The sequence below is a fragment of the Variovorax sp. LjRoot84 genome (genome assembly GCF_964254305.1).
In the GTDB taxonomy this organism is placed as follows: Bacteria; Pseudomonadota; Gammaproteobacteria; order Burkholderiales; family Burkholderiaceae_C; genus Variovorax.
Window position 1 is genome coordinate 2,961,313 of record NZ_CAXUTE020000001.1, and the last position, 24,328, is coordinate 2,985,640.

Here is a 24,328-nt window from a genome sequence, read left to right on the forward strand (position 1 = left end):
CCACACACACCATGCACGCCGACAGGATCCAGGACCCGGTTCGCCCGGCCACCGACAGCGAGAAAAGCGCGCCGGCATGGAGTCGCGAGGAATTCGAAGTCCGGCTGCGCGAGCGCGGCCGCAGCTACCACATCCATCATCCGTTCAACGTGATGCTCAACAGCGGCCGGGCCACGCCCGAGCAGGTCCGCGGCTGGGTGGCGAACCGCTTCTACTACCAGATCGCGATCCCGATCAAGGACGCGGCGGTGCTCTCGAACTGCCCCGACCAGGAAGTGCGCCGCGGCTGGGTGCAGCGCATCCTCGACCATGATGGCTTCGAACTCGGCGGCGTGAAGGATGAGGGCGGCATCGAGGCCTGGCTGCGGCTCGCGGAGGCCGTCGGACTGGCACGCGAGGAGGTGCGCGACCTGCGCCACGTGGTGCCCGCCGTGCGCTTTGCGGTGGATGCTTACGTGAACTTCGCGCGCCGCGCGCCGTGGCAGGAGGCGGTGTGCTCCTCGCTCACCGAACTCTTCGCGCCCGAGATTCACAAGCAGCGCCTGGCCACCTGGCCGGCGCACTATGCATGGATCGAGCCGGCCGGGCTGGACTACTTCCGCAACCGCGTGAGCCAGGCGCGGCGCGACGTCGAGCAGGGCTTGGCGATCACGCTCGATCACTTCGACACCCGGGCGCTGCAGGAGCGCGCGCTGGAGGTGCTGCAGTTCAAGCTCGACATCCTGTGGGCCATGAACGATGCGATGGCGACGCGCTACGGCGTGAACAGCGCATGAGCGAGAACAAGAAAGTGTTGACCCCCGAGAGCAGGCCCCGCGTCGGTCCCGGCTTTCGCCTGCAATGGGAGCCGGTGCAGGACTGCCACGTGCTGCTCTATCCCGAGGGCATGGTGCGGCTCAACGGCAGCGCGGGCGAGATCATGAAGCGCTGCGACGGCGAAAGCAGCATCGCCGCGATCGTGGCCGACCTGGAGCAGGCCTTCGACACCACCGGGCTCGAGCCCGAAGTGCGGGGCTTCGTCGAGATGGCGGCGCAGCAGAACTGGCTGCGGTGGGACGCATGACGCAGCCGCCACGCCCCGGGCCGCCGCTCTGGCTGCTGGCCGAGCTGACCTACCGCTGCCCGCTGCATTGCGTGTTCTGCTTCAACCCGGTCGATTTCGCGCAGCAGGACAGCGAGCTCGACACCGAGGACTGGCTGCGGGTGCTGCGCGAGGGCCGGGAGCTCGGCGCCGTGCAGTGCGGCCTCTCGGGCGGCGAGCCGCTCTTGCGCGACGACCTGGAGATCATCGTCGCCGAGGCCAAGCGGCTGGGCTACTACACCAATCTGCTGACCTCCGGCGTGGGCCTGGGCGCGGATCGCGCCGCCGCGTTGAAGGCCGCGGGGCTCGACCACGTGCAGCTGTCGTTCCAGGATTCCACGCGCGAGATGAACGACTTCCTCTCGCACACCAAGACCTTCGAGTTGAAGAACCGGGTGGCGAAGATCATCAAGGACCAGGGCTGGCCGATGGTGCTGAACGTGGTGATCCACCGCATGAACATCGACCACATCGACCGCATCATCGAGATGGCGCACGAGATGGGCGCCGAGTACCTCGAACTCGCGAACACCCAGTATTACTCGTGGGCCTTCTTGAACCGCGACCAGCTGCTGCCCACGCATGAACAACTGCGCCACGCCGAAGAGGTGACCGATGCCTGGCGCGCCCGGCTGGGCGAGCGCATGCGCATCTTCTTCGTCGCGCCCGACTACCACGAGGGGCGCGCCAAGAAGTGCGTCAACGGCTGGGGTAGCATGTTCCTCACCGTGGCACCGGACGGCACGGCGCTGCCATGCCACACCGCCAAGATGCTGCCGGGCCTCGAGTTTCCGAACGTGAAGGCGCACAGCCTGCGCGAGATCTGGTTCGATTCGGAGGGCTTCAACCGCTACCGCGGCACCGGCTGGATGAAGGAGCCCTGCGCGAGCTGCGATATGCGCGAACAGGACCTGGGCGGCTGCCGCTGCCAGGCCTACCTGCTGGCCAACGACGCGGCCGCCGCCGATCCGGTGTGCGCGAAGAGCCCCGACCACCACCGGGTGGTGGAGGCGGTGCAGCGCGCGGCCGCGCGCGACCCGGCCGGCCCGGTCGAACATCCGCTGGTGTTTCGCGATCCCGCCAATTCGCGCCGCCTCGCCGCACCCGTCACGCCGGGTGCGTGAGGGCGTGCGGCATGTCGCGGGCCGCTTTCTTTCGCCGCTGTCGACCCGCGACCAACGTTGGAGCGGGCAGGGGCGTCGCTGCCGGCCCAGGCTTATGCGCAGATCTGCCAGGCCACTTTGAACTGGCTGCGCAGCGCAGTTTGAATATGCGAACTTGACTGCTACGACGACGCGAAGAGGTGACGAAAGGACTGTCTCAATGCCTCTTTCGCGTACGCTTCCGTGCATGGGTCCTGCAAGTTGATAGCAGGCCTCCGCTTTTCTCCATTGGCAGGGTCTGCCATCGAAGAGACGCGCTCTACGCAGGAGCCGTGCCCTTGACGGCCCAAGCGAGCGCTGCGTAGGAGCGTCGGCCATCTGCTTCGCCGTCGAGATAGGCTGCCTCGACAGCGTCGCGCAGCCGCGTGCGCTCGACCTGGCCAAGCGTGGCGACGTATTCTGCGCCAGGACCGTCCTTGCCCTCGAAGGGCGCCCAGTAGTCCGCGAACGAAGCGAACTCCATTCGGATGGAGAGTGTCGTCTCAACCACGTTCTTGAACCCGGCGTCGCGCCACGCCCGGGTCAGTTCGCCGGGCCGCGTCATCGGCCGTGTGTAGTTGCGGGCGCGGCGCGCCCTCGCTTCCAGGTCGAGTGCAGCGGCCGTGTCGAAGAACAAGCGGTTGGCGACCCAGCCGCCACGCGCGTCCCATACAGCCGCACCGACGATACTTCCAGGCTTGGCGACGCGCCGCATCTCGGCAATGGCCTTACCCGCCTCCGGAACGAAGTGCAAGACCAGGAGCGAGAGAACGCGGTCGAAGCTCTGCTCCGGGAAGGGCAGCGCACAGGCGTCGGCCACATTGAAGACGATGCGCGCATCTTGGTTGTGGCGCCTGGCATGTTCGACATAAGGCTCAGCGATGTCCACGCCCCGCACTTCGCCAGCGCCGGTGCGGCGGGCCACCGCAAAGGCCAGATGGCCTGTGCCGCAGCCGACATCGAGTACGCGGTCGCCGTCCGCGGTTCCGACGAAGTCCAGGAAAGGCAGCGCGAGGCGCCGGCTCCAACGGCCCATCAGCTGTTCGTAGCCATCGCCTTCGGCGGCGACGAAGCTCGAAGAAGTGGTGTTCATCGGCAGTTCCTTCGCACGGCTGGGCGCAGTGCCTGCCAGATGCTATGACGCTGTTGATTGCAACGTCAACGTCTTTGAAAGGTAGCTGGGACGACCTCACCAGGGACAGGCAAGACGTGTAGTTCACCGACCAGAGCTAGCGCGCGCTGCCGCCCGTTCTGTGGACGCCGGCCTAAGTTTCTTGATAGTTCTCGAGCTGCATCGGACCGACATGCCCGAGCGCCGAATGCCGGCGAGTCCCGCCGCCTTCGCTCATCCCGGCGGCATCTTGTCGAATGCCAGCAGTTCGGGGTCGAGGTGGTCCCACGCCAGGGCGCGCATGCGGTAGGCCACCAGCTGCGGCTTGTAGCGGCTCGGGTCGTCCAGGCTTGCCGCGTGCACGGTGAAGATCTGCGGCATGGCCGAGAACCCCAGGTAGACCGGTGAGCCGCATCGGGGGCAGAAGCCGCGGGTCTTCACGTTGCCGCTGTCGGCAACCATGTCCCATTGCGTTGCATCGCCCGTGAGTTTCACGCCGGCGCCGGCGAAGGTCAGATAAGAGCCGTGGCCGGTGCCGCTCATGCGCTGGCAGTCGCGGCACTGGCAGTGGATCATCACCAGCGGGTCGCCGGGGATCTCGTAGCGGATCGCGCCGCAGGCGCATCCGCCGGTATAGGCGTCACTCATGTTCTTTCTCCTGTCTTAAGGTGGTGTTTGCGGTCGCGCGTCAGTGCGGCCCGTTGGCGAAGTTGCTCAAGTTGGGGACGACCTTGCGCCAGCCATCGCGCAAGTTCTGGAACGCGGTGTCGTTGGTGGGCGTCACGAAGCCTGAATGCACGAGCTTCAATCGCGTGCCTTCCGGGACCTTGGCCAGCGTGAAGGTGACGAGCGTGTCCAGCCGCGAACCGTAGCCGTTGTTGCTCTCATGGCCGCCCTTCCAGGCGTAGACGAAGCGCTCGTTCGGGACGACCTCCAGCACTTCGCAGTGGATGGTGCCGTCCCACGCGCCGGCCGGCTTGGTCTGGTACGTGAAGCGCGTGCCCTGCACGGGCGCGAAGCCGCGCGGCTCCATCAGCCAGCGTGCGATCAGCGTGCCTGTGGTCAAGATCTTCCACATGGTCTCGGGCGCGTGGGGAAACACTTCGTCGACCACGATGTCTTGCGTGGCGGATTTCAAGGCGGCGTCGTTCATGGGTCGATTTCTTTCAAGAGGGTTCGGAGGTCGGCAAAGCGCTTGCGCCAGAACACGCCGTAGTGGCCCATCCAGTCGGCAAGCGGCGCCAGACCTTTGGGGTCGGCGCGATAGAAGACGTTGCGGCCCTGCGCGCGGTCCACCACCAGGCCCGCCCGCTTGAGCGAGCCCAGGTGCTGCGAAATGGCGGACTGCGTCACGCCGCTGCCCTGGGTCAACTCCACCACGCTGATTTCGTGCGCGTGCGCGATCCGCTCGAAGACGGCCCGCCGGGTGGGGTCGGCAAGCGTGCGCATGACGGTGTCGAGGGGGGCGGTTTGCATCATGGGATTTATATTAGTGAATGCTAATTAATAAGTCAATGCTAATTTGTTTGACTTCTGCCAAACCCCGTTCAACCCGGACGGCGATTTCCCTTTCGCCGAAGCAGAGGCCAGTTCGCCCGCCAGCCAATGAGGCGGACGTTGAGCAGGTAGCCGATCTGCTGCTCGGTAAGGAAGAAGCTGAATGGGCCGGCTCCGGCTATCGCGGAGCGCAAGGCCGCGTCAAACGCGACGACCTGCAATGGCACATCGCGGCGCGGCCCAGCGACATCGCCAAGTTGCCCGAGGGCAGGGCGAAGATTCGAGCCCAGAGGCAAGAGCACCGCGAGCGCACCGGCGACCCGATTCAGCAAGCGGCGGTTTCGGATGTAAGCCACCTGAATTTTCCGGTGCGAGAACGCCATGGCGAGAAACGTGCGCCACAGCAAGGCATTCACAAACACCAAGGCTGTGACCGCAGATGACACTGAACCGCTCACACGCAACAGGCTCCATCCCGGTAGGTGACAACACTGAGGGCGCCCGGTGGAACGCCTTGCGGCGGAGCGTGCAGCAGGGACTAAGCAGCGGACCTCCTTCGCCAACGAGGGTCAACGTGAGTTCCATTTCATGCCGAGCCCGCAGCTCTCGTTCGAACTGAATGATCTTGGCGGACGCGTAGCCGCATTGGCTGCCAGCCACGCAGCAGCCCGAGATCCGGCGCGAATCGCCAGGCCAGCAGCAGCAAGGCGAGCACGGCCGGGATCCAGCGAAGGTCAATGTCTGCCGCCTGGCTCTGTGCGAAGCGGCGGTCCAGCATGGCCGTCCTCAGCGCGTCCGGCGTGTTGAGGCGCAGGTAGTTCACGCCGACGAGCTTGGCCAGCGCTTGCAGATGGTCCTGCCGCAGCTCGGAAAGATGCTCGTGGTTCTGCGTGCCGCCGATGGCGGAGCCCTGCACCACGTCCTCCGGCTTCCAGTAGCCGGCGGGCTCGCCGCTGCTGCCGGTCTTTGGAATCGGCACCGGCACGTCGCCGCCGACGCCGACGAGCCAGCCCTGCACCTCGCCGGTCGTGACGTCGACCATCGGCGGTGTTTCGTTGGCCCGCAGCGGCGGCGACTCCTGCCCGTCGCTGATGAAGACGAAGCTGGTGTGCGGGCCGATGCTCCTGGCGCCGCGCACGGCCCAGGTCACCCCCTTGCCGACGTTGCTGGCGTTGGCCCAGCGCATGCGGGCATCGATGCGTTCGAGCGAGGCCAGCAGCTCTTCGTAGTGGCTGCAGACCTCGATCGGCGCGAGGATCACCAGCGAGCGGTAGTCCGCGAAGACGCTCCAGCCCACCTTGGAACCGCACGGCAACGCACCCAGCACATCGCGCATGGCTGCGCGCGCCAGCGTCAGCCGACTGACCGCAGCATGGTTGAGTTCGACGTCCTCGACGTTCATGCTCTGCGTGATGTCGAAGCTGACCTGCCACTCGAACACCGGGCGCTGCAGCTGCACACGCGGCGGCCAGACCGCCAGTGCGAGCAACAGCAAGGCCGCCAACAGCGGCCAGCTGCCGCTGCTGCCGATGCGCCGCCAGGCGGCGTTCACGGCAAGTCCCCGGCGACGAATCCGGGAACCCGGACCCGGCGCTGCTCGACCGACTGCTGCTGCTCGGCGGAGAAGGCTTCCTGCTCTTCCGGCGCCAGGCGCAGCGCGCGCTCCAGGTTGTAGCGCGCATCCCAGTCCTGCGGCGCCGCGCGCAGCAGGTCGCGCAATCGCTGCTTGCCCAGTTCGAACAGCGGCTCGGCGCCAGTCTGCTGCGCCAGGCCTTGCCGCAGGTACATGTTGCCGAGATTGAAGAGCGCCTGCTGCGCGATGAGGTCGCGTTCGCCATTCTGGAGCAGGCCCGCATAGCCTTTGAGCGCGGCGTCGTGATTGCCGGCCTTCGAGAGGGCCAGCGCCTGCGCCAGCTGCAGCTCGCGCGCAGACCGGAGAGGAATCCCCGTCGCATCCTTGCCGGCAGGCGCATCGGCGATGCGGGCGATCTCGGCATTGAGGCCCGTCGTCTGTCGCAAACGCAAGCCCCGCTCCAGCGCCGCGCCCGCGCAGCACAGGCTCAGAACGCCGAAGACCAGATGAACCGTGCGTCGCTTCATGGGCTTGCCCGCCAGCTTTGAAGCTGCAGCGCGCGGCAGGCGAGCAGGCCGGCGCAGCACAGCATCGCTGCAAGGTAGTAGGCGCCACCGTGGTCGCGCCGCGGTACCCGCTCGTGGATGGTCAGCGGGAAGTTCTGCTGTCGGTCGATCTCGGCCATCGCCGCGGCCATGGCGTTGGAGTCGTCCACCTGGTACAGCCGGTAGGGCGTGCTCAGCGTCTTGAAGAATTGGTGCAGCGCCAGTTCTTCGCCGAGGCCGTAGGCCGATGCCGTCCCGGTGTTGAGGTTGGGAGAGTTCGGGCCGCTGCGCACGTAGATCCAGTACAGGCCGATCTTCTCGCGCGCGAGGCCTGCCTGGACGCGTTGGCGCGTGGCCTCGTCGAGCTGGGCGCCGCCGTCGGAGACGATCAGGATCACGCGGCTTCCCGAGTAGCTGCGGTTCTCGAATTCCTCGATGGCGGCCAGGAGCGCGACACCCATGCGGGTTTCGGGCAGGCCGCGGCCGATGGCGCTGGCGGCGAGCGCGGCCTGCACCGTGTCCGTCTTCTGCGTGAAGGGCACGACGGCGATCGGCACCGTGCTGAAGGTCATGAAGGCGAAGCGGTTGTCGGGCCGCTTCGCGACGAAGTCGCTCAGCAGGTCGCGCACGACCTTGGCTTTGGGCTCCTGCGCCATACGGCCCGCCGTCTGCAGGCCGTTGGTGTGAACCGTCGCATCCATGCTGCTGCTGCGGTCCATCAGGATCAGCACCTCGGCGCCTCGGCCGGTGCGCTGCACCTGGGCGCCCGACTGCCCGGGACCGGCGAGTCCGAGCACGGTCAGAGCGATGGCTGCGACCGCGAAGACGCGCCAGAGGAAACCCGCGACGCGGCCGATGCGGTCGGCCGGCAGCCAAGCCAGGTACGGGAAGTCCAGCGTATCGCTGCGCCGGCGCAGCAGCGGCAGCAGCGCGAGCGGCAGCAGAACGAGCATCCAGGGCTGGGCGAAGTCGAAGCGCATGGTTCGCCTAGCGCCGGCGGCGCTTCTCCGCATCGCGCAGGGCCCGGCACAGCGGTCTGAGCGGGTAGGGGGAATCGCTCTCTGCTGCGGCAGCGTCGCCAGCGAAGAAGCGCCTCGTGGATTCGCGGTAGAAGTCCTCGAGCCGCGCCTGGAGCGGGCGCAGATAGGGCGCCTCGGCCAGCAGCCGCGGCAGGCTGGCGCCGTGGACCACGTGCCCGGCACTGGTGTTCAGTGCGCGATGCACGACGCGCCAGGCTTGCGCGCTCCCCGGGTCGCCGATGCGCTTGAGTTCGCGCCAGGCCTGCGCGAAAGGAAGGTGCCGCGCTTCCCGCGCGTTGCGCCAGGCCCACCAGGCGAACCAAGCCAGCAGCACGCCCAGCAAGGTGGCGAACGAAAGCCTCATCTGCCGCTCGATGGCATCGGTCGGAAGCGCAGCGACCGGGCGGTCAGGGCGCAGCGGCTGCAGATCGCCCTGGCCGAACACGTCCGGCGGCGTCAGCGGCGCGATGCTGACTGGCCACGCGGGCAGCGCGAGCGTCGGGCCCGAGGCAGTGGCGATGCTCATTGCCGGCAGCGCAATGGCGCTCAGCGCGCGCGGCGCGTTGACGAGCTGGTAGTCGATGGCCAGCCAGCGCCGTCCCTGCCCATCGGTTTCGATCCGCGGCGGCCTGCGCTCCAGCCAGAGGTCGATCCGTGCTGCGGCCGGCAGGGCGCCGGGCTGGAGCGGGCGGCCCGCATGCTCGAGCAGCACGCGCTGCGTCAGGACGTCGCCCAGCACATGCCCGAAGCTGCGCGGCTGTTCGACCGTGGCGGCGACCGGGTCGGCACTCAGCGCAACACCGGTACTGGCGCCTAGCGCCACCGCCATCACCGCCGCCCGGATGGCCTTCATGCCGCCGTCTCCATGAAGTAGCGTGTGAGGGCCTCGGCGTCGAAGCGGCCGTGCAGATGGAAGGGCGGCATGCCGTGCGCGTCGAACAAGGTCCTGAGTTCGGCGCGCCGTGTTGCGACAGCCTCGCGCCATCGCGTGCGCAGCGACTCGCGCATCCACAGGCTGCGCCGCACGCCCGTTTCGGCATCGCTGAGGGCAACCAGCGCGCGCTCGTGCGGTGGCTCGGTCTCGGCCGGGTCCCAGGTCACCACCGGGACGACGCAGGCCGGCGCCAGCTGATCGAGCAGCTCACCGAGGGCAGTGACCGGCCAATGGAAATCGGAGGCGAGAAACACCAGGCCGCCGCGGCCGACCAGGCGTTCGGTCGTGCGCCGCAGGCCGTCGAGCGCGCTGCCGTGCGCCACCATGCCCGGTGCCGCACGGCAGTCGCGCAGCATGCGCGCCATCAGGCTGCCGTTGCCGCGGCTGTGGCGCGCGGGCACGAACAGATCGTCGCGCTCGCGCTGGTCGAAAGCCAGCAGGCCCGCCGAGTCGCCGGTGCGGAATGCGCTGTAGCCCAATGCCTCGGCGAGATCGGCCACCACGTCGAGCTTGCGCCTGTCGGCACCGAAATGCATCGAGGCCGAGACATCCACCACCAGATGCACGGGGATCGCCACGCGCAGCCGGTGGATGCGCACCAGCCAGTCGCCGCGGCCGTCGCGAACGCTGGCGCGCAGGTCGATGCGCCGCGGATCGGGATGGTCGAAGAGCCGCCGGTGCGCGGCGAACTCCTGTCCGCTGCCCTGGCTCAGGCCGCGCTGCGCACCCGGGCGCCAGCCGCCGAAGCGAAGCGGCAGCTGGTAATGGAATTCGTCGACGCGGTCCATCGCTGCCTCGATGTTTCAAGGCGCGGCGATCTTGTCCATGATCTGCATCACCAGCGCCTCCGACAGCTCGGCCCGGCGCAGCTCGTAGACCGGCGTGAAGAAGATCCGGTGCCCGAGCACAGAAGGCAGCACAGCCGTCAGATCGGCGGGCTCCAGGTGCGCGCGCCCCTCGAGCCAGGCCACGGTGCGCGCCGCGCGCAGCAGCGCACTCATGCCGCGCGGGCTGGCGCCGGCGAGGATCAGGCGATCCATGTCCACGCCGTCGAGCCGGATGCCGAACTTTTGCGGCGTCTCGCTGGCCTCCCACAGGTCGAGCACATAGCGCTCGATGGTCTTGCTGGCGCGCACCGTGCGCTGCACCTGCGCGCCGATGGCGTTGAGCCGGTCCCAGGGCAGGATGGCCGGCGCCACCTTGTCGATCAGGCCTTCGGTGTCGTGGAATGCGGTGTCGAACACCAGCGACTGGCGAATGCCGCGGTCGGCGGGCTTGGGCATGTTCAGCTCGAACATGAAGCGGTCGCGCGCCGCCGACGCCAGCTCGAAAGTCTCTTCGCGCTCGACCTTGTTGCGATCGGCGAAGACCGTCATGTGCGGAAAGCTGTACTCGCGGTCGAAGGCGGAGACGGTGCGCTCGGCCATCGCACGCAGCAGCAGCGACTGGACCTGCGGCCGGGCCCGGTTGATCTCGTTGAAGAAGAAGGTGACCAGCCGTTCGCCGTGGCGCAGCAGAGGTCCCGGATCGATGCGCGGGCGTCCTTGGGCATCGACGTAGGTGTGATAGACCAGGTCGCCCGGCATCAGGTCGACCGTGCCCTCGACGCGCTCGAAATCGCCGCCGATGGCGCGCGAGAAGGCGCGCAGCACCGTGGTCTTGCCGACGCCGACATCGCCTTCGAGCAGCACGTGGCCGCGCGCGAACAGCGCGACGTTGATGAGGCGGATCGTCTGCGTCTGCCCGATCACCGCCTTCGCGACCTCGTCCTCGACGCGCAGCGCGAGATGGCGCCAGTCTTCGAGTTGTTCTTGAAAGCCCATGGTGCTGATTCCGAGCGGGCCCGCTATTTGGATTCCATCAGCTTCTTCAGGTTGCCGAGTCCGCTGCGGTAGACGCCGGTGACGGCCTTCAGCGCAGCCTCGTCGTTGAGTTCCGGCGGCGGGTTGTTGTTCGGAAAGCCGCGATAGAAGGCGCCGCGCCACTCCACGACGGACTTGCCGCCGTCGGCGACGACGGAGAGCGTGGCGGTGTAGTTCGTCACCGGCAGCGCACCGCCGTCCTTGGCGCGGTAGCTGTACTTCTTCTGCGCGTCGTCGTAGCTTTCGAGCGCCTCGACGAGCGTGCCGCCATCCTTGAGCTTGAGGGTTCTCACCGAGCCTTCGGTGTTGCCCTTGTCGGCGGTGCTTTCCGCTACGGCCGGATGCCAGTCCTTCAGCGCGTTGAAGTTCTTGATCTTGGCCCAGACGGCGTCGGCCGGCGCCTCGACGGTGACTTTTTCGGTCACCTTCTGGCGCGTCGGGCCGTGGGCCAGGCTGGAGGCCGATGCGGCAAGAAGCAAGGACGCGGCGAGGATCGAGAGAGCCCGTCGGCCGGGAGCGTGTGTCAGCATGGATGTTCTGCGATGGGTTGAGAAAAGGGTCGCTCTGATAATCCTCAGGGATCGATCGGCGCGCCGATGAAGGCGCCGAACGCGCGGCTGTTCTGCCCTGTGGCGATGGTCTTGAGCTTGCGTCCGCTGCCGGCATCCAGCACCTGCACGTTGTCGTCCATCCAGTTCACGACGTAGACGCGGTCTGCGTGCGCGGCGATGCCCTCGGGATAGGCGAAGCCGGGGAGGGTGCGCCGCACCCGCAGCGAATCGGCGTCGACCACGCTGACGGTGTCGTCGCGCTGGTTGGTCACGAACAGCAGCGCACCGCCTTGCGCCAGTGCCGCGCCGTACGGGGACTTGCCGACCTTCACGGTCGCGATGACGGCCGGCCGCCGCGTGTCGCGCATGTCGATCACGGAGATGTCGTCGCTCTGCACGTTGAGCGCATAGAGCCGTGCGCGCGGCGCGTCGTAGAGCAGCGCGAAGGGGTGGCTGCCGACACGCACGCGCGCCAGCACTCGCCGCTTGGCCGTGTCGATCACAGCCACGCTGTCGTCGTCGCGCTCGGCCACGAACACGGTGGCGCTGTCGGTGTGCGCGGCCACGCCGGCGGGCGCCCGGCCCACTGGAATCGAGGCCAGGGGCGGCGCGGCGCCGCTGCCGCGCGCGTCGAACACCAGCAGCCGGGCACCGTACCAGTCGGCGACGTACAGGTGCCGGCCATCGCCCGAGATGTCGAGGCCCACCGGGCCGTCTCCCGCAGCCAGCGTGTTCACGACCTTCTGTTGCCGCATGTCGATGACCGAAATGGTCTTGCTGTCGGGGTTGGACACGAAGGCGCGGCCGGCACGGTCGGACGCCACCACGCCGGCCGGCGACCGGCCGACGGCGACGGTGGCCACGACCTGCTGCGAGGCGAGGTCGATGACGGACACGTCATGGCTTCCCTGGTTGGTGATGTAGGCGAAGGGCGAGGACCAGGCCGAAGTGCACAGCATCAAGGCAGCGATCCATCCGTGGCGCACAGGTGTTGCGGTGCCCGTCATGGCTGTGCGCTTTTGGGGCGCCGTTCAGCGTCCGTTGGCCGGGCCGATGAAGCAGCCCTTTTTCACCTTGGCCTGGAGCGCGCGGTAGCGCTTGATGTCGGCCTGCAGCTTTTCCGAATCGCGGATGTAGCCGCCGCGCTCGCCGCCGATGGTGGTGGCCTTGCTCGCGGTGCTCAGCTGCACGTAGTCCGCGTATTTCACCTCCTTGGCGAGCGCGTCGAGCGCGCACGAGCACTTGTTGATCATCTCGAAGGTACTGGTGCCGGGATGTGCGGCCATGCATTCCTGCACGTAGAGCACTCGGTCCACGGTGGGGAAATCGTTCGCGAGCGCGGCGCCATGCGCGGCCATCGGCAGGCCGAGAAAGCAGAGAAGGCGGAGGGTTTTCTTCATGAGGTTCGCCGGGTTTCGAAAGAGTGGCGCTAGCGCGCCGGCGCCTTGGCACCCTCGATGAGGAGTTCCTCGACGAGGAGGGGCTTGGCGGCCAGGCCATCGCCCTGGATCTGCGTCCGGATGCCATAGACGCCCCCGGGCACTGCGGCCGAGAGCAGGAAGCGATAGTTCTTCTTCGCGAATTTTTCGTACCTCGGCCGGTTCGGATCGTCCAGGAACGGGCTGAACACGATCTCCTTGCCCTTGACCGTGCGCCCCTGGTAGCGCATCGTCGCGTCGCGCACTTCGGCACCCTGGTAGACCGCCATGCGCAGGCGCTTGCGGAAATGATTCTCGGAGCCCCCGGTGAGGCGCTTCATCTCGCGCACGTCATGCTCGAGGAAGTAGAGGATGACGGGGTTGCCGGCGGCTGCCGGCACATCGGGCACCTGCAGCTTGCGCTCTCCGCTCAGGAATGCGCCCTTGGCATCGCAGCAGCTGCCGTCGGCCTTGGCGCTCAGGCCCACCGTGACGCTGTCGACAAAACCCTCTTCGAGACTGCCTGTCTTGCTGAAGGTGTAGCGCAGCAGGGTCGGCGCCTGCACGCTCTGCAGCTGCGGGGTCATGAACAGCAGGCGCTCCGCGACCGAGAAGTCGGGCTTCTCGCCCTCGGCCCGGGAGGCCAGTGGCGAGACGAGCAAGGCGCAAAGCGAGGCGGCGACGGCGAAGCGCATGGAAGTCGGCTTGGAGTCTGTTCAGGCTCTAGTTATTGGGCGCCCCGAACGATGCATCGACCAGCGGGACCCCGTATTCCTTGAGGATCGCCTGGATCTCGGGCGCCTTGGATTCGATCAGCCCCTCGACCTGCTGCTTCCATTCGCGTTCGCCGTAGCGCACGCCCATGGCCATCTGGTAGTCGAGCCGGATTCCCTTTTCGGACTTCAGCGGCACCACGACCAGGGCCGGCGTCTTGACGCGCTGGGCAAAGAAGCCGGCGATCGGACCCCAGACGACGACGGCGTCGAGCTTGCCCTCGGCCAGGTCCCGCTCGACGATCTCGCCCGGATACTGCGCCGGGTCGGCGCTCATGAGCTTGTAAGGCACGCCTTGTTCGAGCAGGCCGTGCCGGTTGAGCCATTGCGAGGCCGGCGAGCGGTCGTAGATGCCGATGCGCAGCGCCTTCAGCTTGGCCGGATCGAGCTTGAGGAAATCCTCGGCCGAGGCCACGTGGTCCATTCCCTTGCCCTTGGGGAAAACCAGGGCATAGGTCGAGCGGTAGTAGGGCTTGGTGACGGAGACCTCGTCGAGGCCGACCGGCACGCCCATCACGATGTCGCAGGGGTAGTCCTGTCCCGGCAGCTTGAAGCGCAGCGTGTTGCGGAAGAAGGCCAGCCGCTGCGGGAACGAGTAGTAGGTCACCGGAAGTCCGAGCGCCTTGCCGAACAGCTCGGCAATGCGGTTCTCGATGCCCTCGCCCTTGGTGTTGGAGAAGGGCATGTTGTTCGGATCCTGGCACACGCGCAGCGCCTTGCGCGCCGGCGTGTCCTGGGCCACGGCGGGAATCAGCGCGCAACAGCATGCCGCGCCCACGACGCCCGCGCGCAGGCGGGCGCCGATGGGCCGGGGCCTGCCAGCGGGCTGCCGGACGGTCATTTGTTTTCTTCCACTCTGGCGCGGGTGATCGCGCCGTCGGATCGGCCCTTGAGGTAGGCGTAGAGCTGGTTGATGTTGTCCATCACCGCGGGGTTGTTGCCGAAGCTCTGCATGCCCTTGTCGAGCTTTCCGTCGCGCACGATCTTGATGAACTCTTCCTTCTTCAGCGTCTTCAGGCTGTTGATGAGAGAAGGGCCGACCATGCCTTCCTGGTTGGGACCGTGGCAGCGATCGCAGGCGGCGGAGCGCCAGGCGCGAAATCCCTTCATGGTTTCCGGGTCCACCTTGTAGCCCTCGGTTACTTTGTAAGGCGTCGGGTCTGTCGCTGCGACGGCCATTGTGCAGGCCACGCCGGCGAGCAGAAGAAGGGACGGCAGCAACGTTGACGTACGAAATTTCATGGCTCCTGGGTCTCCGATATCTTTGGGAAAGTAGAGGGGAGAGCCCTCTCATGAGTGCTCTCCCGGCCCGCCCGCACGTTGCGGCTTGCGGCTCAGTTGCTCGGCAGCGCGAACACGGTCAGCGAACCGCCGAGCTCGGTGAACTGGCTCAGCTCCTTGTAGCCGCCGACAGCGCCGAGTCCTTCGGTGCTCTTCTCTGGATCGATGCCCGCTGCCATGCCGATGCCGGCCCAGCCGCCGATGCCGGAGAGGACGCCAATGAACTGCTTGCCCTTGTGCTCATAGGTGAACACGTTGCCGATGATGCCTGACGGGGTCTTGAACTTGAAGAGCTCCTTCTTGATGTCCTTGGCATCGACGCACTTGAGATAGCCCTCCAGCGTGCCGTAGCAGGAGATCCCGCCGGCGGTGTTCAGCGAACCGCTCCACACCGAGAACTTCTCCGCCTTGCTTTGCACGATCTTGCCGGTGCCGGCGTCCCAGGTGATGTAGTTGCCCATGCCGCCATGGCTGCCCGGCGTGGGATACATCGAGAGCGTGGCGCCCACGTAGGGCTGGCCAGCCGTGTATTCGACCTTGAACGGCTCGTAGTCCATGCAGACGTGGTTCGTCGGCACGTAGAAGAGCTTGGTGTTGGGGTCGTAGGAAGCCGGTTGCTGGTCCTTGCTGCCCAGCGCCGCGGGGCAGACGCCCTTGGTATTGACATCGGCACCGTTCTGCGCGGTCGAGTACTTGGCCACCACCTGCGGCCGGCCGGTCTTCATGTCGACGTGCGAGGCCCAGTTCACCTTGGGGTCGAATTTTTCGGCCACCAGCAGCGCACCGGTCACGCGGTCCAGCGTGTAGGCGAAGCCGTTGCGGTCGAAGTGCACCAGCGCCTTGGTCGGCTTGCCTTTGACGTTGATGTCCGCCAGGATCATTTCATTGATGCCGTCGAAGTCCCATTCGTCGAACGGCGTCATCTGGTACACCCAGTTGACCTTGCCGGTGTCCACGTCGCGCGACCAGATGCTCATCGACCACTTGTTGTCGCCGGGGCGCTGCGAAGGGTTCCAGGTCGACGGGTTGCCGGTGCCGTAGTACACGGCGTTGGTGGCCTTGTCGTAGCTGTACCAGCCCCAGGTGGTGCCGCCGCCGATCTTCCACTGGTCGCCCTTCCAGGTTTTCAGCGAAGAGTCCTTGCCGACCGGCGCGAGCTTGCCGTCGGTCCAGGTCATGGTCTTGCCGGGGTCCATCAGCATCTCTTCGTCCGGCCCGGTGCTGTAGCCTTTCCAGGCCAGCTTGCCATCCTTGATGTTGTAGGCAGCCAGGAAGCCACGCACGCCGAACTCGCCGCCGCTGATGCCGGTGATGACCTTGTCCTTGAAGACATGGGGCGCGTTGGTGTTGGTGGCGCCGACCTTCGGATCGCCGTTCTTCACCGACCACACCACCTTGCCGGTCTTGGCGTCGAGTGCGACCAGGGTGGTGTCGGCCTGTTGCAGGAAGACCTTGCCCTCGGCATAGGCCAGGCCGCGGTTCACCGTGTCGCAACACATGACCGCGATCACCGACTGATCCTGCTTCGGCTCGTACTTCCACAGGATCTTCTGGGTTTCGACGTCGAGCGCGAACACCTTGTTCGGAAACGGCGAGTGCAGGTACATCGTGCCGTCGACCACCAGGGGCGAGCCCTCGTGGCCGCGCAGCACGCCGGTAGAGAAGGTCCATGCGACCTGCATCTTGCCGACGTTGCTCTTGGTGATCTGGTTCAACTTGCTGTAGCGCTGGTTGAACATATCGCCCGCTTGCATCGCCCAGTTCTTCGAGTTCGCGACGTTCTTCTCTACATCGGCATTGGCAAGCGCCAAGGCCGGAAGAGCAAGCATCGCGACACCGACGTGCCGCACGAGACGGCCGACGATCTGCCTGGAAAATTTCATAAATGTCTCCTCACATTTGACAGTGGGTATCGAACACGAATTGGCAGCAGCCTTCGGATCTATTCGATCGGTTTGGCGAAGGCTGCGGACCGCAACATCCATGCCCACCATGCCGCCACGCAGTCGTCGAGCTCACCGATGCGGCTTCGATCGGCAGGGTGTGCTGTCTCCTCGGCGGATGCCGGTTTTCGAGGGCTGCAAGAGGACTATCGGACCTAGGGAAATCCCCAGCGTTGGATGCCTTCGCCGCGCCGAACGTCACGCGTCGCGGCGGCAATGCGCCGCATGCGCATCCAAATTTGACGCAAAGTGTCTCGCGCCAAGTACGGATGTCGAGTGCCGATGGGTTGCAGAGGCGCTTGCGCGGGCAAATGTGTAGGACGGATTTCAGTGAAAACCCTGCGAAGGGAAGAGGCACAGAATTTGCGGATCGATAGCGAACGGCAAATACCCTTGATCATTGAAACTACGACAGCTCGACGAATCCCTTCGGCCTCCATGCTGCGAACCATTGACTTAACCAAGCGCTATGGCACGCGCACGGCCCTGCAGTCGTTGTCCTTGCGTCTGCCTGCGGGTCAGTTCGTGGCGCTGCTGGGGCCCAACGGCGCCGGCAAGTCGACGCTGTTCCAGGTCCTGACCGGCATGTTCGCCGCTGACGAAGGCGAGGTCGAAGTGGCCGGCCATTCGCTGCGCCATTCCGCGACCGCTGCGCTCAGGCATATCGGCGTCGTGTTTCAGCAGATGTCGCTCGATCTCGACCTCAGCATCCGGCGCAACCTGTTGTTCCAGGCCGACCTGCATGGCCTTCCGCGGCGGCTGGCGCAGGAGCGCATTGCGTCGGCCTGCGAGCGCTTGAACATCGACGCAGATCTGGACCGCAAGGTGCGCGAGCTGTCGGGCGGCAACCGGCGCAAGGTCGAGCTCGCGCGCGCGGGTTTGCATCGTCCGGCCGTTCTGTTGATGGACGAAGCCACGGTCGGGCTGGATCCGAAATCGCGCCAGGATCTGCTGGCCGCCTTGCGCGCGGACGTGCGCGAGCGCGGGGCGTGCGTGCTGTGGGCGACGCATCGGGTGGACGAAGCCGAGGAAGCCGACCGCGTGCTCGTGCTGCACAAGGGAGCGCTGCTGGCGGACGGCACGCCGGCGCAGGTGAGCCGGCTGCTCGGCGGCGACACGCTGGAGGAGGGCTTCATCGCGCGCACAACTTGAAACTTGAAAATCCCGAAAACAAAAGATGGAGACATGTATGCCGAGACCTTCTCGTCCGATCCTGCGCACGCGGCTTCGTGCCGCCGCCGGCGCACTGGCGCTGGCGGCCGCGAGCCAGGCCGTGCTGGCGCAGGGCGCCGCCTACGTGTCCAGCGAGAAAGACAGCGCGCTGACTGTGATCGACCTGGGGACGCTGGCGGTGAAGGGCACGATCCCCACCTGCAAGCGCGCGCGCCACATCCAGCTGACGCCCGAGCGCCAGCTGATGGTCGCCTGCACCGACTCGAACGAGGCCGACCTGATCGACCCTGCCAGCGGCAAGTCGGTGCGGCGCATCCCGCTGGGCGACGAGCCCGAGGCCTTCGATCTGTCGCCCGACGGCAAGGTCATCTATGTCTCCAACGAAGACGCGGGCGAGGCCAGCTTCATCGACGCGGCCAGCGGCAAGAAGCTGCGCTCCGTGAAGGTGGGCGCGGAACCGGAAGGCGTCAAGGTGAGTGCCGATGGCAAGACCCTGTACGTCACCTCGGAGGTGGCGAGCCTGGTGCACGTGATCGACACCGCCAGCGGCAAGGTCACCAAGAACATCCGGGTCGGCAAGCGGCCGCGGCGCATGGCGATCACGCCCGACGGCAAGGAGCTGTGGGTCACCAACGAGTTGGGCGCCAGCGTCAGCATCGTCTCGACCGCCACGCACGAGGTGATCGCCACCTTGAAGTTCGAGCTCAAGGGCGCGCGCGCCGAGGACATCACGCCCGTGGGTATCCAGATCACGAAGGACGGCCGGCGGGCCTTCGTCGGGCTCGGGCGCGCGAACCACGTCGCCTTCGTCGACGTGGGGAGCCGCAAGGTCGGCTCGCTGGTGCTGGTCGGCAAGCGCGCCTGGAACGTCACGCTCGACAAGGCAGAGGCGCGGCTTTACGTCGTCAACGGGCTGAGCGACGACGTGACGGTGGTCGACGTGGCGCTCGCCAAGGCGATTAAGAGCGTTCCGGTCGGACGCGTGCCTTATGGACTCGTGATCGTGGAATGAGGAAGCGCACACCGGTATCCTGGCTTGCGCTCGCGTCGCTGGCGGCAGTTCTGATCGACGCTGCGCCGGCGGCCGCGGCGGTGCTCAAGGCCACCCTGATCACGCCCGCAGACGATGCGCGCCTGGAGCGTTCGCGCGTCGAGCGCGCCTACCTCGGGCATCCGGGCGGCCCGCTCGCGGAGGGCCTCGAGCTGGCCGTCGATGAGGCCAGGTTCGAGCTGGAAGCCGCGGGCGCGGAGGTGGCCCTGGCCAGCGTGCCGGCCGCTTCGGTCGATGCGGCGCGCGCGGCGGCCGTGGCGGCCGAGAAGAACGGCGCCGCGGTGCTGCTGACCGACCTGCCTGCCGAATGGACGCTGGCGGTGGCCGATGCCGTGAAGCTGCCGGTGCTGAACCTGAGCGACGCGTCCGACCGGTTGCGCCAGCAAGACTGCCGCGCGCGACTGTTCCATCTGATTCCCAGCGAGCGCATGCGCAGCGATGCGCTGGCCCAGACGCTGGTGTCGCGCAAATGGAGCAAGCTGCTCCTGCTGGTGGGCGGCAGCCCGCAGGATGCCTCGCGTGCGGCGACCGCGCAGGCGTCGATCAAACGCTACGGGCTGCAACTGGTGGGCAGCAAACCCTTCAAGCTGTCGGCGGACCCGCGCGAGCGCGACCTGGCCAACCCGCTGCTGCTGACGGCCGGCAGCAGCTACGACGCCGTCTGGGTGGTCGACAGCGACGGCGAATTCGCCCGCACGCTGCCTTATCGCACCGTGCTGCCGCGCCCGGTCGTGGGTGACGGTGGCCTGTTGGCGCTGGCCTGGCACGCGCAGTTCGAGCGCTACGGCGCGCCGCAGGTCGCGCGGCGTTTCGCCAAGGCCACGAAGCGGCCGATGACGGCGCACGACTGGGCGGCGTGGATGGCCGGCAAGACGCTGACGGCCGCGGCCATCGCCGCGCCCAAGGGGCCGAATGCGGCCTGGGCGCAGGCCGTGGCGAAGAGCTCGCTGGACGGTTCCAAGGGCACCGGCCTGAGCTTCCGCGCCTGGGATGGCCAGCTGCGCCAGCCCATGCTGCTGAGCGACGGGCAGGGCGTTATCGCGCAGGCACCGGCCGACGGCGTACTGCATCCGCGCAACGTGCTCGACACGCTGGGCGCCGATGCACCGGAGAAGCTATGTCCGAGCCCGCGCTGAAAACGCCGGAGAGCGCGAGTGCCGAGCCACTGGCGCGGCGCGGGCTGGGCCACGCCTTGCAGGCGATGCGCGCCATCGTGCTGCGCGAGCTGTACAAGTTCTCGCAGCAGACCGGGCGGCTGGTGTCGGCGCTGGTGCGCCCGTTGCTGTGGCTTGCCGTCTTCGCCGCGGGCTTTCGCAACGTCTTCGGCGTCGCGATCGTCGAGCCCTACGACACCTACATTCCCTACGACGTGTACATCGTGCCCGGGCTGGTCGGCATGGTGCTGCTGTTCAACGGCATGCAGTCGTCGCTCGCGATGGTCTACGACCGCGAGATGGGCCTGATGCGCCTGCTGCTTACCGCGCCGCTGCCGCGGCCCTGGCTGCTGTTCTCCAAGCTGTGCGCCACCGCGCTGCTGTCGGTGCTGCAGGCGCTCGCGTTCGTGGTGGTGGCCGCCCTGATCGGCACCGAAGTGCCGCTGCTGTCGCTCGCCGGCCTGCATGCGCTCGCGGCGTTGGCGGCCGGCGCGCTCATGCTGGGCGCGCTCGGGCTGCTGCTGTCGGTGCACATCAAGCAACTGGAAAACTTCGCCGGCACGATGAATTTCGTCATCTTCCCGATGTACTTCCTGTCGACCGCGCTCTACCCGCTGTGGAAGTTGCAGGAGTCGGGGGCCGAGTGGGTGTACCAGCTGGCGCGCTTCAATCCCTTCACCTACGCGGTCGAGTGGATTCGCTTCGCGCTCTACGGCAAGGACCCGGGCCTCGCGCCCTATGTCGTGTTCGGCTGCCTGATCGTCTTCTTCGGCCTGGCCTGCTGGGGCTACGACCCGCAGCGCGGCTTCGGCGGCCTGACCAAGCGGGGAGGGGGCACATGAGCCCCGCCCGGCCGCCCGAAGGGGCTCGCACCGCAGTGTGGAGCACGGAGGTTATCCAATGAGCCTGCACGATCGCATCGACCGGCGCGGCTGGCTGCGGCGGGCCGCCGCACTGGCGCTGGGCGCGCTGCCGCTCGGCGGCGCGATGGCTTCCCCCGAAATCTTTCCTTCGCGCCCCGTCACGCTGTGGGTGCCGTGGCCCGCCGGCGGCGCGACCGACGTGTCGCTGCGGCTGCTCGCCGAGCTGGCCTCGGTCTGGCTCGGCCAGCCGGTCCTCACCGAAAACCGCGGCGGCGCCGGCGGCACGCTGGCGATGCCGGTGCTGCAGCAGGCGCGGCCTGACGGCTACACCGTCGCCCAGATGCCGCAGCCGGTTTTTCGCGTGCCGCACACGCAGAAGGTGTTGTGGGACCCGATTCGCGACGTGACGCCGATCATTCAGGTTTCCGGCGTCACCTTCGGCGTGCTGGTTGCGGCCGCCAGTCGCATCCGTTCGCTCGACGATCTGTTCGCATTCGCACGCGCGCGTCCCGGCGAGCTGACCATCGCCACCAACGGCATCGGCACCACGCCGCACATGGTGCTCGAGGAGCTGTTCACTGCCCGCGGCCTGCGCTACATCCACGTGCCGTACAAGGGCACGGCCGAACAGTTGAACGCGATCGCCGGCGGGCAGGTGATGGCCGGCGTCAATTCCACCGGCTTCGGGCCGGCGGTCGATACGGGCACGCTGCGGCTGCTGGTGACCTTCGGCGCCGAGCGCTCGAAGCGCTGGCCCGAGGTGCCGGTGCTGCGCGAACTCGGCTTCGACATCGTGGCCAAGTCGCCCTTCGGCTTGGCGGGCCCGCGCGGCCTGCCGCCCGGGGTGGTGACGGTGCTGCACGAGGCCTTCAAGAAGGCCATGTTCGATCAGCGCTTCAAGGACGAGCTGGCCAAGTACGACCAGGAGATCGACTACCTCGGGCCCGAGGCCTACGCGCAGTCCTGCCGCGAGATCTTCGCGCAGGAGCGCGCCATGGTGGACAAGCTGGGCCTTGCCCGCACAGGCAGCTGAAAGGAGCCGCACCGGTGAGCCTATCGAGCACGACAACGACCCGCCGGCTGATCGGGCTGGCCGTCGCTGCGGCGGCCTGCCCGATGCAATCGCAGGCACAGGCGCAAGCCGCGCCAGTGGCCGCATTGCCCACCGTGGAAGTGGTCGAGGCCATGCCGGTGCCCGGCACCGAAGTGCCGAAGGACCAGATTCCGTCCAATGTGCAGACTGCCGACGACGTGCAGCTGCGGCGCGCGCAGAGCCTGAACCTGCCGGACTTCATGTCGACCCAGTTGCCGAGCGTCAGCGTCAACGAGATCCAGGGCAACCCGTTCCAGCTCGACGTGAACTACCGCGGCTTCACCGCGGGCCCGTTGCTCGGAACGCCGCAGGGCCTGTCGGTGTACCAGGACGGCGTGCGCATCAACGAACCCTTCGGCGACGTGGTGAACTGGGATCTGATCCCCAAGGCGGCGATCTCCAGCATCACGCTGCTGCCGGGCTCCAACCCCCTGTTCGGCCTCAACACGCTCGGGGGTGCGCTGTCGCTGCAGACCAAGCGCGGCGACACGCATCCCGGCACCGAGCTCGAGCTGCAGGCCGGCTCCTTCGGCCGGGTGAGCACCGAGCTCACGCACGGGCGCAAGCTGGGCGATGACGGGCATCTGTTCCTGGCGCTCGCCGGCCTCAACGAAGACGGCTGGCGCGACCACTCGCCGTCGCGCGTGCGTCAGCTCTCTTCGCCAAGGTGGGGCAGGACCGCGGAAAGCTTTCCTGGGACCTGAGCTTCACCCATGGCGACAACCAGCTGGTAGGCAACGGCCTGCTGCCCGAGTCCATGCTCATGCAGAACCGCAAGCAGGTCTACACGCGGCCGGACCGGACCGACAACCGGATGTCGATGCTGACGCTCAATGCCAGTTACCAGCTGAGCGACGTGCAGACGATCTCGATGACGGCGTACACGCGGCGCTCGCGCTATTCGACGCTCAATGGCGACTTGAACGACGACTTCGATCCGCCCGACGTCGAGGAGTCGGGCGTGGAGAACCGGACGAGGACGCAGCAGCACGGCGAAGGCCTGGCGCTGCAGTCGACGGTCAGCGCGGGCATTCATCGCTTCACCTTCGGCGCTTCCGTCGACCGGGCGCGTACGCGCTTCGCGCAGACCGAGGCCGAAGGCTTCCTCGACGCGACGCGTTCGGTGGTGCCGCTGGAAGAAGCCGAGGTCGACGCGCTGCTGGCGGGCAAGAGCCGCACGGCCAGCATCTACTTCTACGATCTGGTGACGCTCAGGCCCGACCTGCAGCTCAGCCTCTCGGGCCGCTACAACGACACCCGTGTGACGACCCGCGACGAGGGGCGAGCCTTGCTCGGGCTTTCCACGCAGCTCGACGGCGAGGGCCGCTACCGCAAGTTCAATCCGGCGGCCGGCTTGACCTGGCAGGCCACACCGCGGCTCACGGCCTATGGCGGCTGGAGCCAGGGCAGCCGTGCGCCGAGCCCGATCGAGCTGGGCTGCTCCGATCCGCAAAACGCCTGCGTGCTGCCGAATGCGCTGCAGTCCGACCCGCCCCTCAAGCAGGTGGTGTCGCAGACGCTCGAGGCCGGGTTGCGAGGCACTTTCGCGCCGGGCCTGAGCTGGAACGCCTCGGTCTTTCGCACCCTGAACAAGGACGATCTGCTGTTCGTCAGCAGCGGGCTGTCGCGCGGCTACTTCACGAACTTCGGGCGCACATTGCGCCGGGGCGTGGAACTCGGACTCGAGCAGCGGACGGACCCGCTGACATGGTCCTTGTCCTACAGCTACCTGCAGGCGAGATACGACTCTCCGGCGTGCCTGGTGTCCGAATCCAACAGCAGCGCCGAAACCAGCTCCGCGTGCGGCGGCGAAGGCGAGATCGCGGTGCGCCGCGGCGATCGGCTGCCTGGTTTGCCCGCCCACCATCTCAAGTTCAAAGTCGACTGGCAGGTGACGCCGGCCTGGACGCTGGGAGCCCAATACCGCGCCTACTCGCGGCGATCCGTACGCGGCAACGATAACGGCGCACACACGCCCGACGGGGTCGAATTCAGCGGCACCGGCTACGTGGGCGGCTATGCGCTGCTCGACCTCACGACGAGCTGGAAGCTGGGCCGCAGCGTCGAACTCTTCGCCAAGGTGGCGAACGTGTTCAACCGTCGCTATGCCAGCGCCGGCCAGCTCGGCCGCAACGGCTTCGACGCCGGCGGCGCGGTGCTGCCGCCCGATGCATGGCGTAACGAGCAATTCGTGGCCCCGGGCGCGCCGCGCGCGATGTGGCTCGGCGTGCGGATGCAGCTTGGCGCCTGAGGGCGGATTCGTT

At 67.3% G+C, this 24,328-nt stretch carries 28 protein-coding genes; 10 read left to right on the plus strand and 18 right to left on the minus strand.

Translation table 11 applies throughout. The features are described 5' to 3' along the window. Nucleotides 1–11 precede the first annotated feature (11 nt). From pqqC to pqqE, 3 genes are read left to right on the plus strand one after another with little or no spacing between them, the layout of a single operon-like run. Nucleotides 12–776, plus strand: coding sequence for a pyrroloquinoline-quinone synthase PqqC (pqqC, locus tag ACSQ9I_RS14940; RefSeq protein ID WP_436313628.1), 765 nt, complete (start codon nt 12–14; stop codon nt 774–776). Continuing rightward, on the plus strand, nt 773–1,063 hold the full coding sequence (pqqD, locus tag ACSQ9I_RS14945) for a pyrroloquinoline quinone biosynthesis peptide chaperone PqqD (RefSeq protein ID WP_093110149.1): 291 nt from the start codon (nt 773–775) through the stop codon (nt 1,061–1,063). Before pqqC ends, pqqD begins: the two co-directional genes overlap by 4 nt. Next, a complete protein-coding gene (gene pqqE / locus ACSQ9I_RS14950; protein WP_436313629.1) occupies nt 1,060–2,205 on the plus strand; it encodes a pyrroloquinoline quinone biosynthesis protein PqqE in 1,146 nt (381 codons plus the stop codon). Before pqqD ends, pqqE begins: the two co-directional genes overlap by 4 nt. A gap of 298 nt (nt 2,206–2,503) precedes the next feature. Here pqqE and ACSQ9I_RS14955 read toward each other — a convergent pair whose 3' ends face one another. The 18 genes from ACSQ9I_RS14955 to ACSQ9I_RS15040 form a co-directional block, all read right to left on the minus strand. Next, nucleotides 2,504–3,316, minus strand: coding sequence for a class I SAM-dependent methyltransferase (locus ACSQ9I_RS14955; protein WP_436313630.1), 813 nt, complete (start codon nt 3,314–3,316; stop codon nt 2,504–2,506). A 252-nt stretch (nt 3,317–3,568) separates the two neighbouring features. Continuing rightward, nucleotides 3,569–3,982, minus strand: a complete 414-nt coding sequence (locus tag ACSQ9I_RS14960) for a GFA family protein (RefSeq protein WP_436304053.1) — start codon at nt 3,980–3,982, stop codon at nt 3,569–3,571. A gap of 40 nt (nt 3,983–4,022) precedes the next feature. Beyond that, nucleotides 4,023–4,487, minus strand: a complete 465-nt coding sequence (locus ACSQ9I_RS14965) for an SRPBCC family protein (protein ID WP_436313631.1) — start codon at nt 4,485–4,487, stop codon at nt 4,023–4,025. Then, nucleotides 4,484–4,810, minus strand: a complete 327-nt coding sequence (locus tag ACSQ9I_RS14970; protein WP_212733699.1) for an ArsR/SmtB family transcription factor — start codon at nt 4,808–4,810, stop codon at nt 4,484–4,486. The genes ACSQ9I_RS14965 and ACSQ9I_RS14970 overlap by 4 nt, the downstream gene beginning before the upstream one ends. 71 nt (nt 4,811–4,881) lie before the next feature. Then, nucleotides 4,882–5,289, minus strand: a complete 408-nt coding sequence (locus ACSQ9I_RS14975; RefSeq protein ID WP_436313632.1) for a hypothetical protein — start codon at nt 5,287–5,289, stop codon at nt 4,882–4,884. 128 nt (nt 5,290–5,417) lie between these two features. After that, the gene (locus ACSQ9I_RS14980) at nt 5,418–6,383 is read right to left on the minus strand and encodes an MxaL protein (RefSeq protein ID WP_436313633.1); all 966 of its coding nucleotides are present in this window, start codon (nt 6,381–6,383) and stop codon (nt 5,418–5,420) included. Then, the gene (locus ACSQ9I_RS14985) at nt 6,380–6,931 is read right to left on the minus strand and encodes an MxaK protein (RefSeq protein WP_436290370.1); all 552 of its coding nucleotides are present in this window, start codon (nt 6,929–6,931) and stop codon (nt 6,380–6,382) included. The genes ACSQ9I_RS14980 and ACSQ9I_RS14985 overlap by 4 nt, the downstream gene beginning before the upstream one ends. Then, nucleotides 6,928–7,929, minus strand: coding sequence for a vWA domain-containing protein (locus ACSQ9I_RS14990; protein WP_436313634.1), 1,002 nt, complete (start codon nt 7,927–7,929; stop codon nt 6,928–6,930). The genes ACSQ9I_RS14985 and ACSQ9I_RS14990 overlap by 4 nt, the downstream gene beginning before the upstream one ends. Nucleotides 7,930–7,936: 7 nt before the next feature. Then, nucleotides 7,937–8,821 (minus strand): calcium incorporation protein MxaA, encoded by an 885-nt coding sequence (locus ACSQ9I_RS14995; RefSeq protein WP_436313635.1) that lies wholly within the window; start codon nt 8,819–8,821, stop codon nt 7,937–7,939. Then, nucleotides 8,818–9,690: a DUF58 domain-containing protein gene (locus ACSQ9I_RS15000; protein WP_436313636.1), complete on the minus strand. Its 873-nt coding sequence runs from the start codon at nt 9,688–9,690 to the stop codon at nt 8,818–8,820. The genes ACSQ9I_RS14995 and ACSQ9I_RS15000 overlap by 4 nt, the downstream gene beginning before the upstream one ends. 15 nt (nt 9,691–9,705) lie before the next feature. Further along, nucleotides 9,706–10,725: an AAA family ATPase gene (locus tag ACSQ9I_RS15005; RefSeq protein WP_436308982.1), complete on the minus strand. Its 1,020-nt coding sequence runs from the start codon at nt 10,723–10,725 to the stop codon at nt 9,706–9,708. Between the two features lie 23 nt (nt 10,726–10,748). After that, complete coding sequence (locus tag ACSQ9I_RS15010; protein WP_436313637.1) at nt 10,749–11,294, minus strand: SRPBCC family protein; 546 nt, start codon at nt 11,292–11,294, stop codon at nt 10,749–10,751. A 44-nt stretch (nt 11,295–11,338) separates the two neighbouring features. Beyond that, nucleotides 11,339–12,322 carry a cytochrome D1 domain-containing protein gene (locus ACSQ9I_RS15015; RefSeq protein ID WP_436304061.1) on the minus strand — a complete coding sequence of 328 codons (984 nt, stop codon included), beginning with the start codon at nt 12,320–12,322 and terminating at the stop codon, nt 11,339–11,341. Nucleotides 12,323–12,346: 24 nt separating this feature from the next. Further along, nucleotides 12,347–12,715 carry a hypothetical protein gene (locus ACSQ9I_RS15020; RefSeq protein ID WP_244504004.1) on the minus strand — a complete coding sequence of 123 codons (369 nt, stop codon included), beginning with the start codon at nt 12,713–12,715 and terminating at the stop codon, nt 12,347–12,349. A gap of 29 nt (nt 12,716–12,744) precedes the next feature. Continuing rightward, nucleotides 12,745–13,428 carry a hypothetical protein gene (locus ACSQ9I_RS15025; RefSeq protein ID WP_436313638.1) on the minus strand — a complete coding sequence of 228 codons (684 nt, stop codon included), beginning with the start codon at nt 13,426–13,428 and terminating at the stop codon, nt 12,745–12,747. A gap of 28 nt (nt 13,429–13,456) precedes the next feature. Continuing rightward, nucleotides 13,457–14,347, minus strand: a complete 891-nt coding sequence (locus ACSQ9I_RS15030; RefSeq protein ID WP_093110135.1) for a substrate-binding domain-containing protein — start codon at nt 14,345–14,347, stop codon at nt 13,457–13,459. Continuing rightward, the gene (locus ACSQ9I_RS15035; protein WP_436313639.1) at nt 14,344–14,748 is read right to left on the minus strand and encodes a c-type cytochrome; all 405 of its coding nucleotides are present in this window, start codon (nt 14,746–14,748) and stop codon (nt 14,344–14,346) included. The genes ACSQ9I_RS15030 and ACSQ9I_RS15035 overlap by 4 nt, the downstream gene beginning before the upstream one ends. A gap of 92 nt (nt 14,749–14,840) precedes the next feature. Then, nucleotides 14,841–16,616 carry a methanol/ethanol family PQQ-dependent dehydrogenase gene (locus ACSQ9I_RS15040; RefSeq protein ID WP_436315758.1) on the minus strand — a complete coding sequence of 592 codons (1,776 nt, stop codon included), beginning with the start codon at nt 16,614–16,616 and terminating at the stop codon, nt 14,841–14,843. A gap of 552 nt (nt 16,617–17,168) precedes the next feature. On the opposite strand from ACSQ9I_RS15040, the gene ACSQ9I_RS15045 reads away from it, so the two are divergent. The 7 genes from ACSQ9I_RS15045 to ACSQ9I_RS15075 are packed head-to-tail and all read left to right on the plus strand — an operon-like array spanning nt 17,169 to nt 24,315. Next, on the plus strand, nt 17,169–17,882 hold the full coding sequence (locus tag ACSQ9I_RS15045) for an ABC transporter ATP-binding protein (RefSeq protein WP_436315759.1): 714 nt from the start codon (nt 17,169–17,171) through the stop codon (nt 17,880–17,882). A 37-nt stretch (nt 17,883–17,919) separates the two neighbouring features. After that, a complete protein-coding gene (locus ACSQ9I_RS15050; RefSeq protein ID WP_436290364.1) occupies nt 17,920–18,915 on the plus strand; it encodes a PQQ-dependent catabolism-associated beta-propeller protein in 996 nt (331 codons plus the stop codon). Next, complete coding sequence (locus ACSQ9I_RS15055; RefSeq protein WP_436313640.1) at nt 18,912–20,090, plus strand: branched-chain amino acid ABC transporter substrate-binding protein; 1,179 nt, start codon at nt 18,912–18,914, stop codon at nt 20,088–20,090. Before ACSQ9I_RS15050 ends, ACSQ9I_RS15055 begins: the two co-directional genes overlap by 4 nt. After that, the gene (locus ACSQ9I_RS15060) at nt 20,072–20,950 is read left to right on the plus strand and encodes an ABC transporter permease (protein WP_436313641.1); all 879 of its coding nucleotides are present in this window, start codon (nt 20,072–20,074) and stop codon (nt 20,948–20,950) included. Before ACSQ9I_RS15055 ends, ACSQ9I_RS15060 begins: the two co-directional genes overlap by 19 nt. Before the next feature lie 58 nt (nt 20,951–21,008). Next, a complete protein-coding gene (locus tag ACSQ9I_RS15065) occupies nt 21,009–22,004 on the plus strand; it encodes a tripartite tricarboxylate transporter substrate binding protein (RefSeq protein ID WP_436313642.1) in 996 nt (331 codons plus the stop codon). Between the two features lie 14 nt (nt 22,005–22,018). Next, the gene (locus ACSQ9I_RS15070; RefSeq protein WP_436313643.1) at nt 22,019–22,768 is read left to right on the plus strand and encodes a TonB-dependent receptor plug domain-containing protein; all 750 of its coding nucleotides are present in this window, start codon (nt 22,019–22,021) and stop codon (nt 22,766–22,768) included. Next, nucleotides 22,732–24,315 carry a TonB-dependent receptor domain-containing protein gene (locus ACSQ9I_RS15075; protein WP_436313644.1) on the plus strand — a complete coding sequence of 528 codons (1,584 nt, stop codon included), beginning with the start codon at nt 22,732–22,734 and terminating at the stop codon, nt 24,313–24,315. The genes ACSQ9I_RS15070 and ACSQ9I_RS15075 overlap by 37 nt, the downstream gene beginning before the upstream one ends. The last annotated feature ends 13 nt before the right edge of the window (nt 24,316–24,328 follow it).

Excerpts from the sequence above, each read along its gene's own strand:
- pqqC (WP_436313628.1), top strand. The coding sequence starts at position 12 with ATGCACGCCGACAGGATCCAGGACCCGGTTCGCCCGGCCACCGACAGC.
- pqqD (WP_093110149.1), top strand. The coding sequence starts at position 773 with ATGAGCGAGAACAAGAAAGTGTTGACCCCCGAGAGCAGGCCCCGCGTC.
- pqqE (WP_436313629.1), top strand. The coding sequence starts at position 1,060 with ATGACGCAGCCGCCACGCCCCGGGCCGCCGCTCTGGCTGCTGGCCGAG.
- ACSQ9I_RS14955 (WP_436313630.1), bottom strand. The coding sequence starts at position 3,316 with ATGAACACCACTTCTTCGAGCTTCGTCGCCGCCGAAGGCGATGGCTAC.
- ACSQ9I_RS14960 (WP_436304053.1), bottom strand. The coding sequence starts at position 3,982 with ATGAGTGACGCCTATACCGGCGGATGCGCCTGCGGCGCGATCCGCTAC.
- ACSQ9I_RS14965 (WP_436313631.1), bottom strand. The coding sequence starts at position 4,487 with ATGAACGACGCCGCCTTGAAATCCGCCACGCAAGACATCGTGGTCGAC.
- ACSQ9I_RS14970 (WP_212733699.1), bottom strand. The coding sequence starts at position 4,810 with ATGCAAACCGCCCCCCTCGACACCGTCATGCGCACGCTTGCCGACCCC.
- ACSQ9I_RS14985 (WP_436290370.1), bottom strand. The coding sequence starts at position 6,931 with ATGAAGCGACGCACGGTTCATCTGGTCTTCGGCGTTCTGAGCCTGTGC.
- ACSQ9I_RS14990 (WP_436313634.1), bottom strand. The coding sequence starts at position 7,929 with ATGCGCTTCGACTTCGCCCAGCCCTGGATGCTCGTTCTGCTGCCGCTC.
- ACSQ9I_RS14995 (WP_436313635.1), bottom strand. The coding sequence starts at position 8,821 with ATGAAGGCCATCCGGGCGGCGGTGATGGCGGTGGCGCTAGGCGCCAGT.
- ACSQ9I_RS15000 (WP_436313636.1), bottom strand. The coding sequence starts at position 9,690 with ATGGACCGCGTCGACGAATTCCATTACCAGCTGCCGCTTCGCTTCGGC.
- ACSQ9I_RS15005 (WP_436308982.1), bottom strand. The coding sequence starts at position 10,725 with ATGGGCTTTCAAGAACAACTCGAAGACTGGCGCCATCTCGCGCTGCGC.
- ACSQ9I_RS15010 (WP_436313637.1), bottom strand. The coding sequence starts at position 11,294 with ATGCTGACACACGCTCCCGGCCGACGGGCTCTCTCGATCCTCGCCGCG.
- ACSQ9I_RS15015 (WP_436304061.1), bottom strand. The coding sequence starts at position 12,322 with ATGACGGGCACCGCAACACCTGTGCGCCACGGATGGATCGCTGCCTTG.
- ACSQ9I_RS15020 (WP_244504004.1), bottom strand. The coding sequence starts at position 12,715 with ATGAAGAAAACCCTCCGCCTTCTCTGCTTTCTCGGCCTGCCGATGGCC.
- ACSQ9I_RS15025 (WP_436313638.1), bottom strand. The coding sequence starts at position 13,428 with ATGCGCTTCGCCGTCGCCGCCTCGCTTTGCGCCTTGCTCGTCTCGCCA.
- ACSQ9I_RS15030 (WP_093110135.1), bottom strand. The coding sequence starts at position 14,347 with ATGACCGTCCGGCAGCCCGCTGGCAGGCCCCGGCCCATCGGCGCCCGC.
- ACSQ9I_RS15035 (WP_436313639.1), bottom strand. The coding sequence starts at position 14,748 with ATGAAATTTCGTACGTCAACGTTGCTGCCGTCCCTTCTTCTGCTCGCC.
- ACSQ9I_RS15040 (WP_436315758.1), bottom strand. The coding sequence starts at position 16,616 with ATGCTTGCTCTTCCGGCCTTGGCGCTTGCCAATGCCGATGTAGAGAAG.
- ACSQ9I_RS15045 (WP_436315759.1), top strand. The coding sequence starts at position 17,169 with ATGCTGCGAACCATTGACTTAACCAAGCGCTATGGCACGCGCACGGCC.
- ACSQ9I_RS15050 (WP_436290364.1), top strand. The coding sequence starts at position 17,920 with ATGCCGAGACCTTCTCGTCCGATCCTGCGCACGCGGCTTCGTGCCGCC.
- ACSQ9I_RS15055 (WP_436313640.1), top strand. The coding sequence starts at position 18,912 with ATGAGGAAGCGCACACCGGTATCCTGGCTTGCGCTCGCGTCGCTGGCG.
- ACSQ9I_RS15060 (WP_436313641.1), top strand. The coding sequence starts at position 20,072 with ATGTCCGAGCCCGCGCTGAAAACGCCGGAGAGCGCGAGTGCCGAGCCA.
- ACSQ9I_RS15065 (WP_436313642.1), top strand. The coding sequence starts at position 21,009 with ATGAGCCTGCACGATCGCATCGACCGGCGCGGCTGGCTGCGGCGGGCC.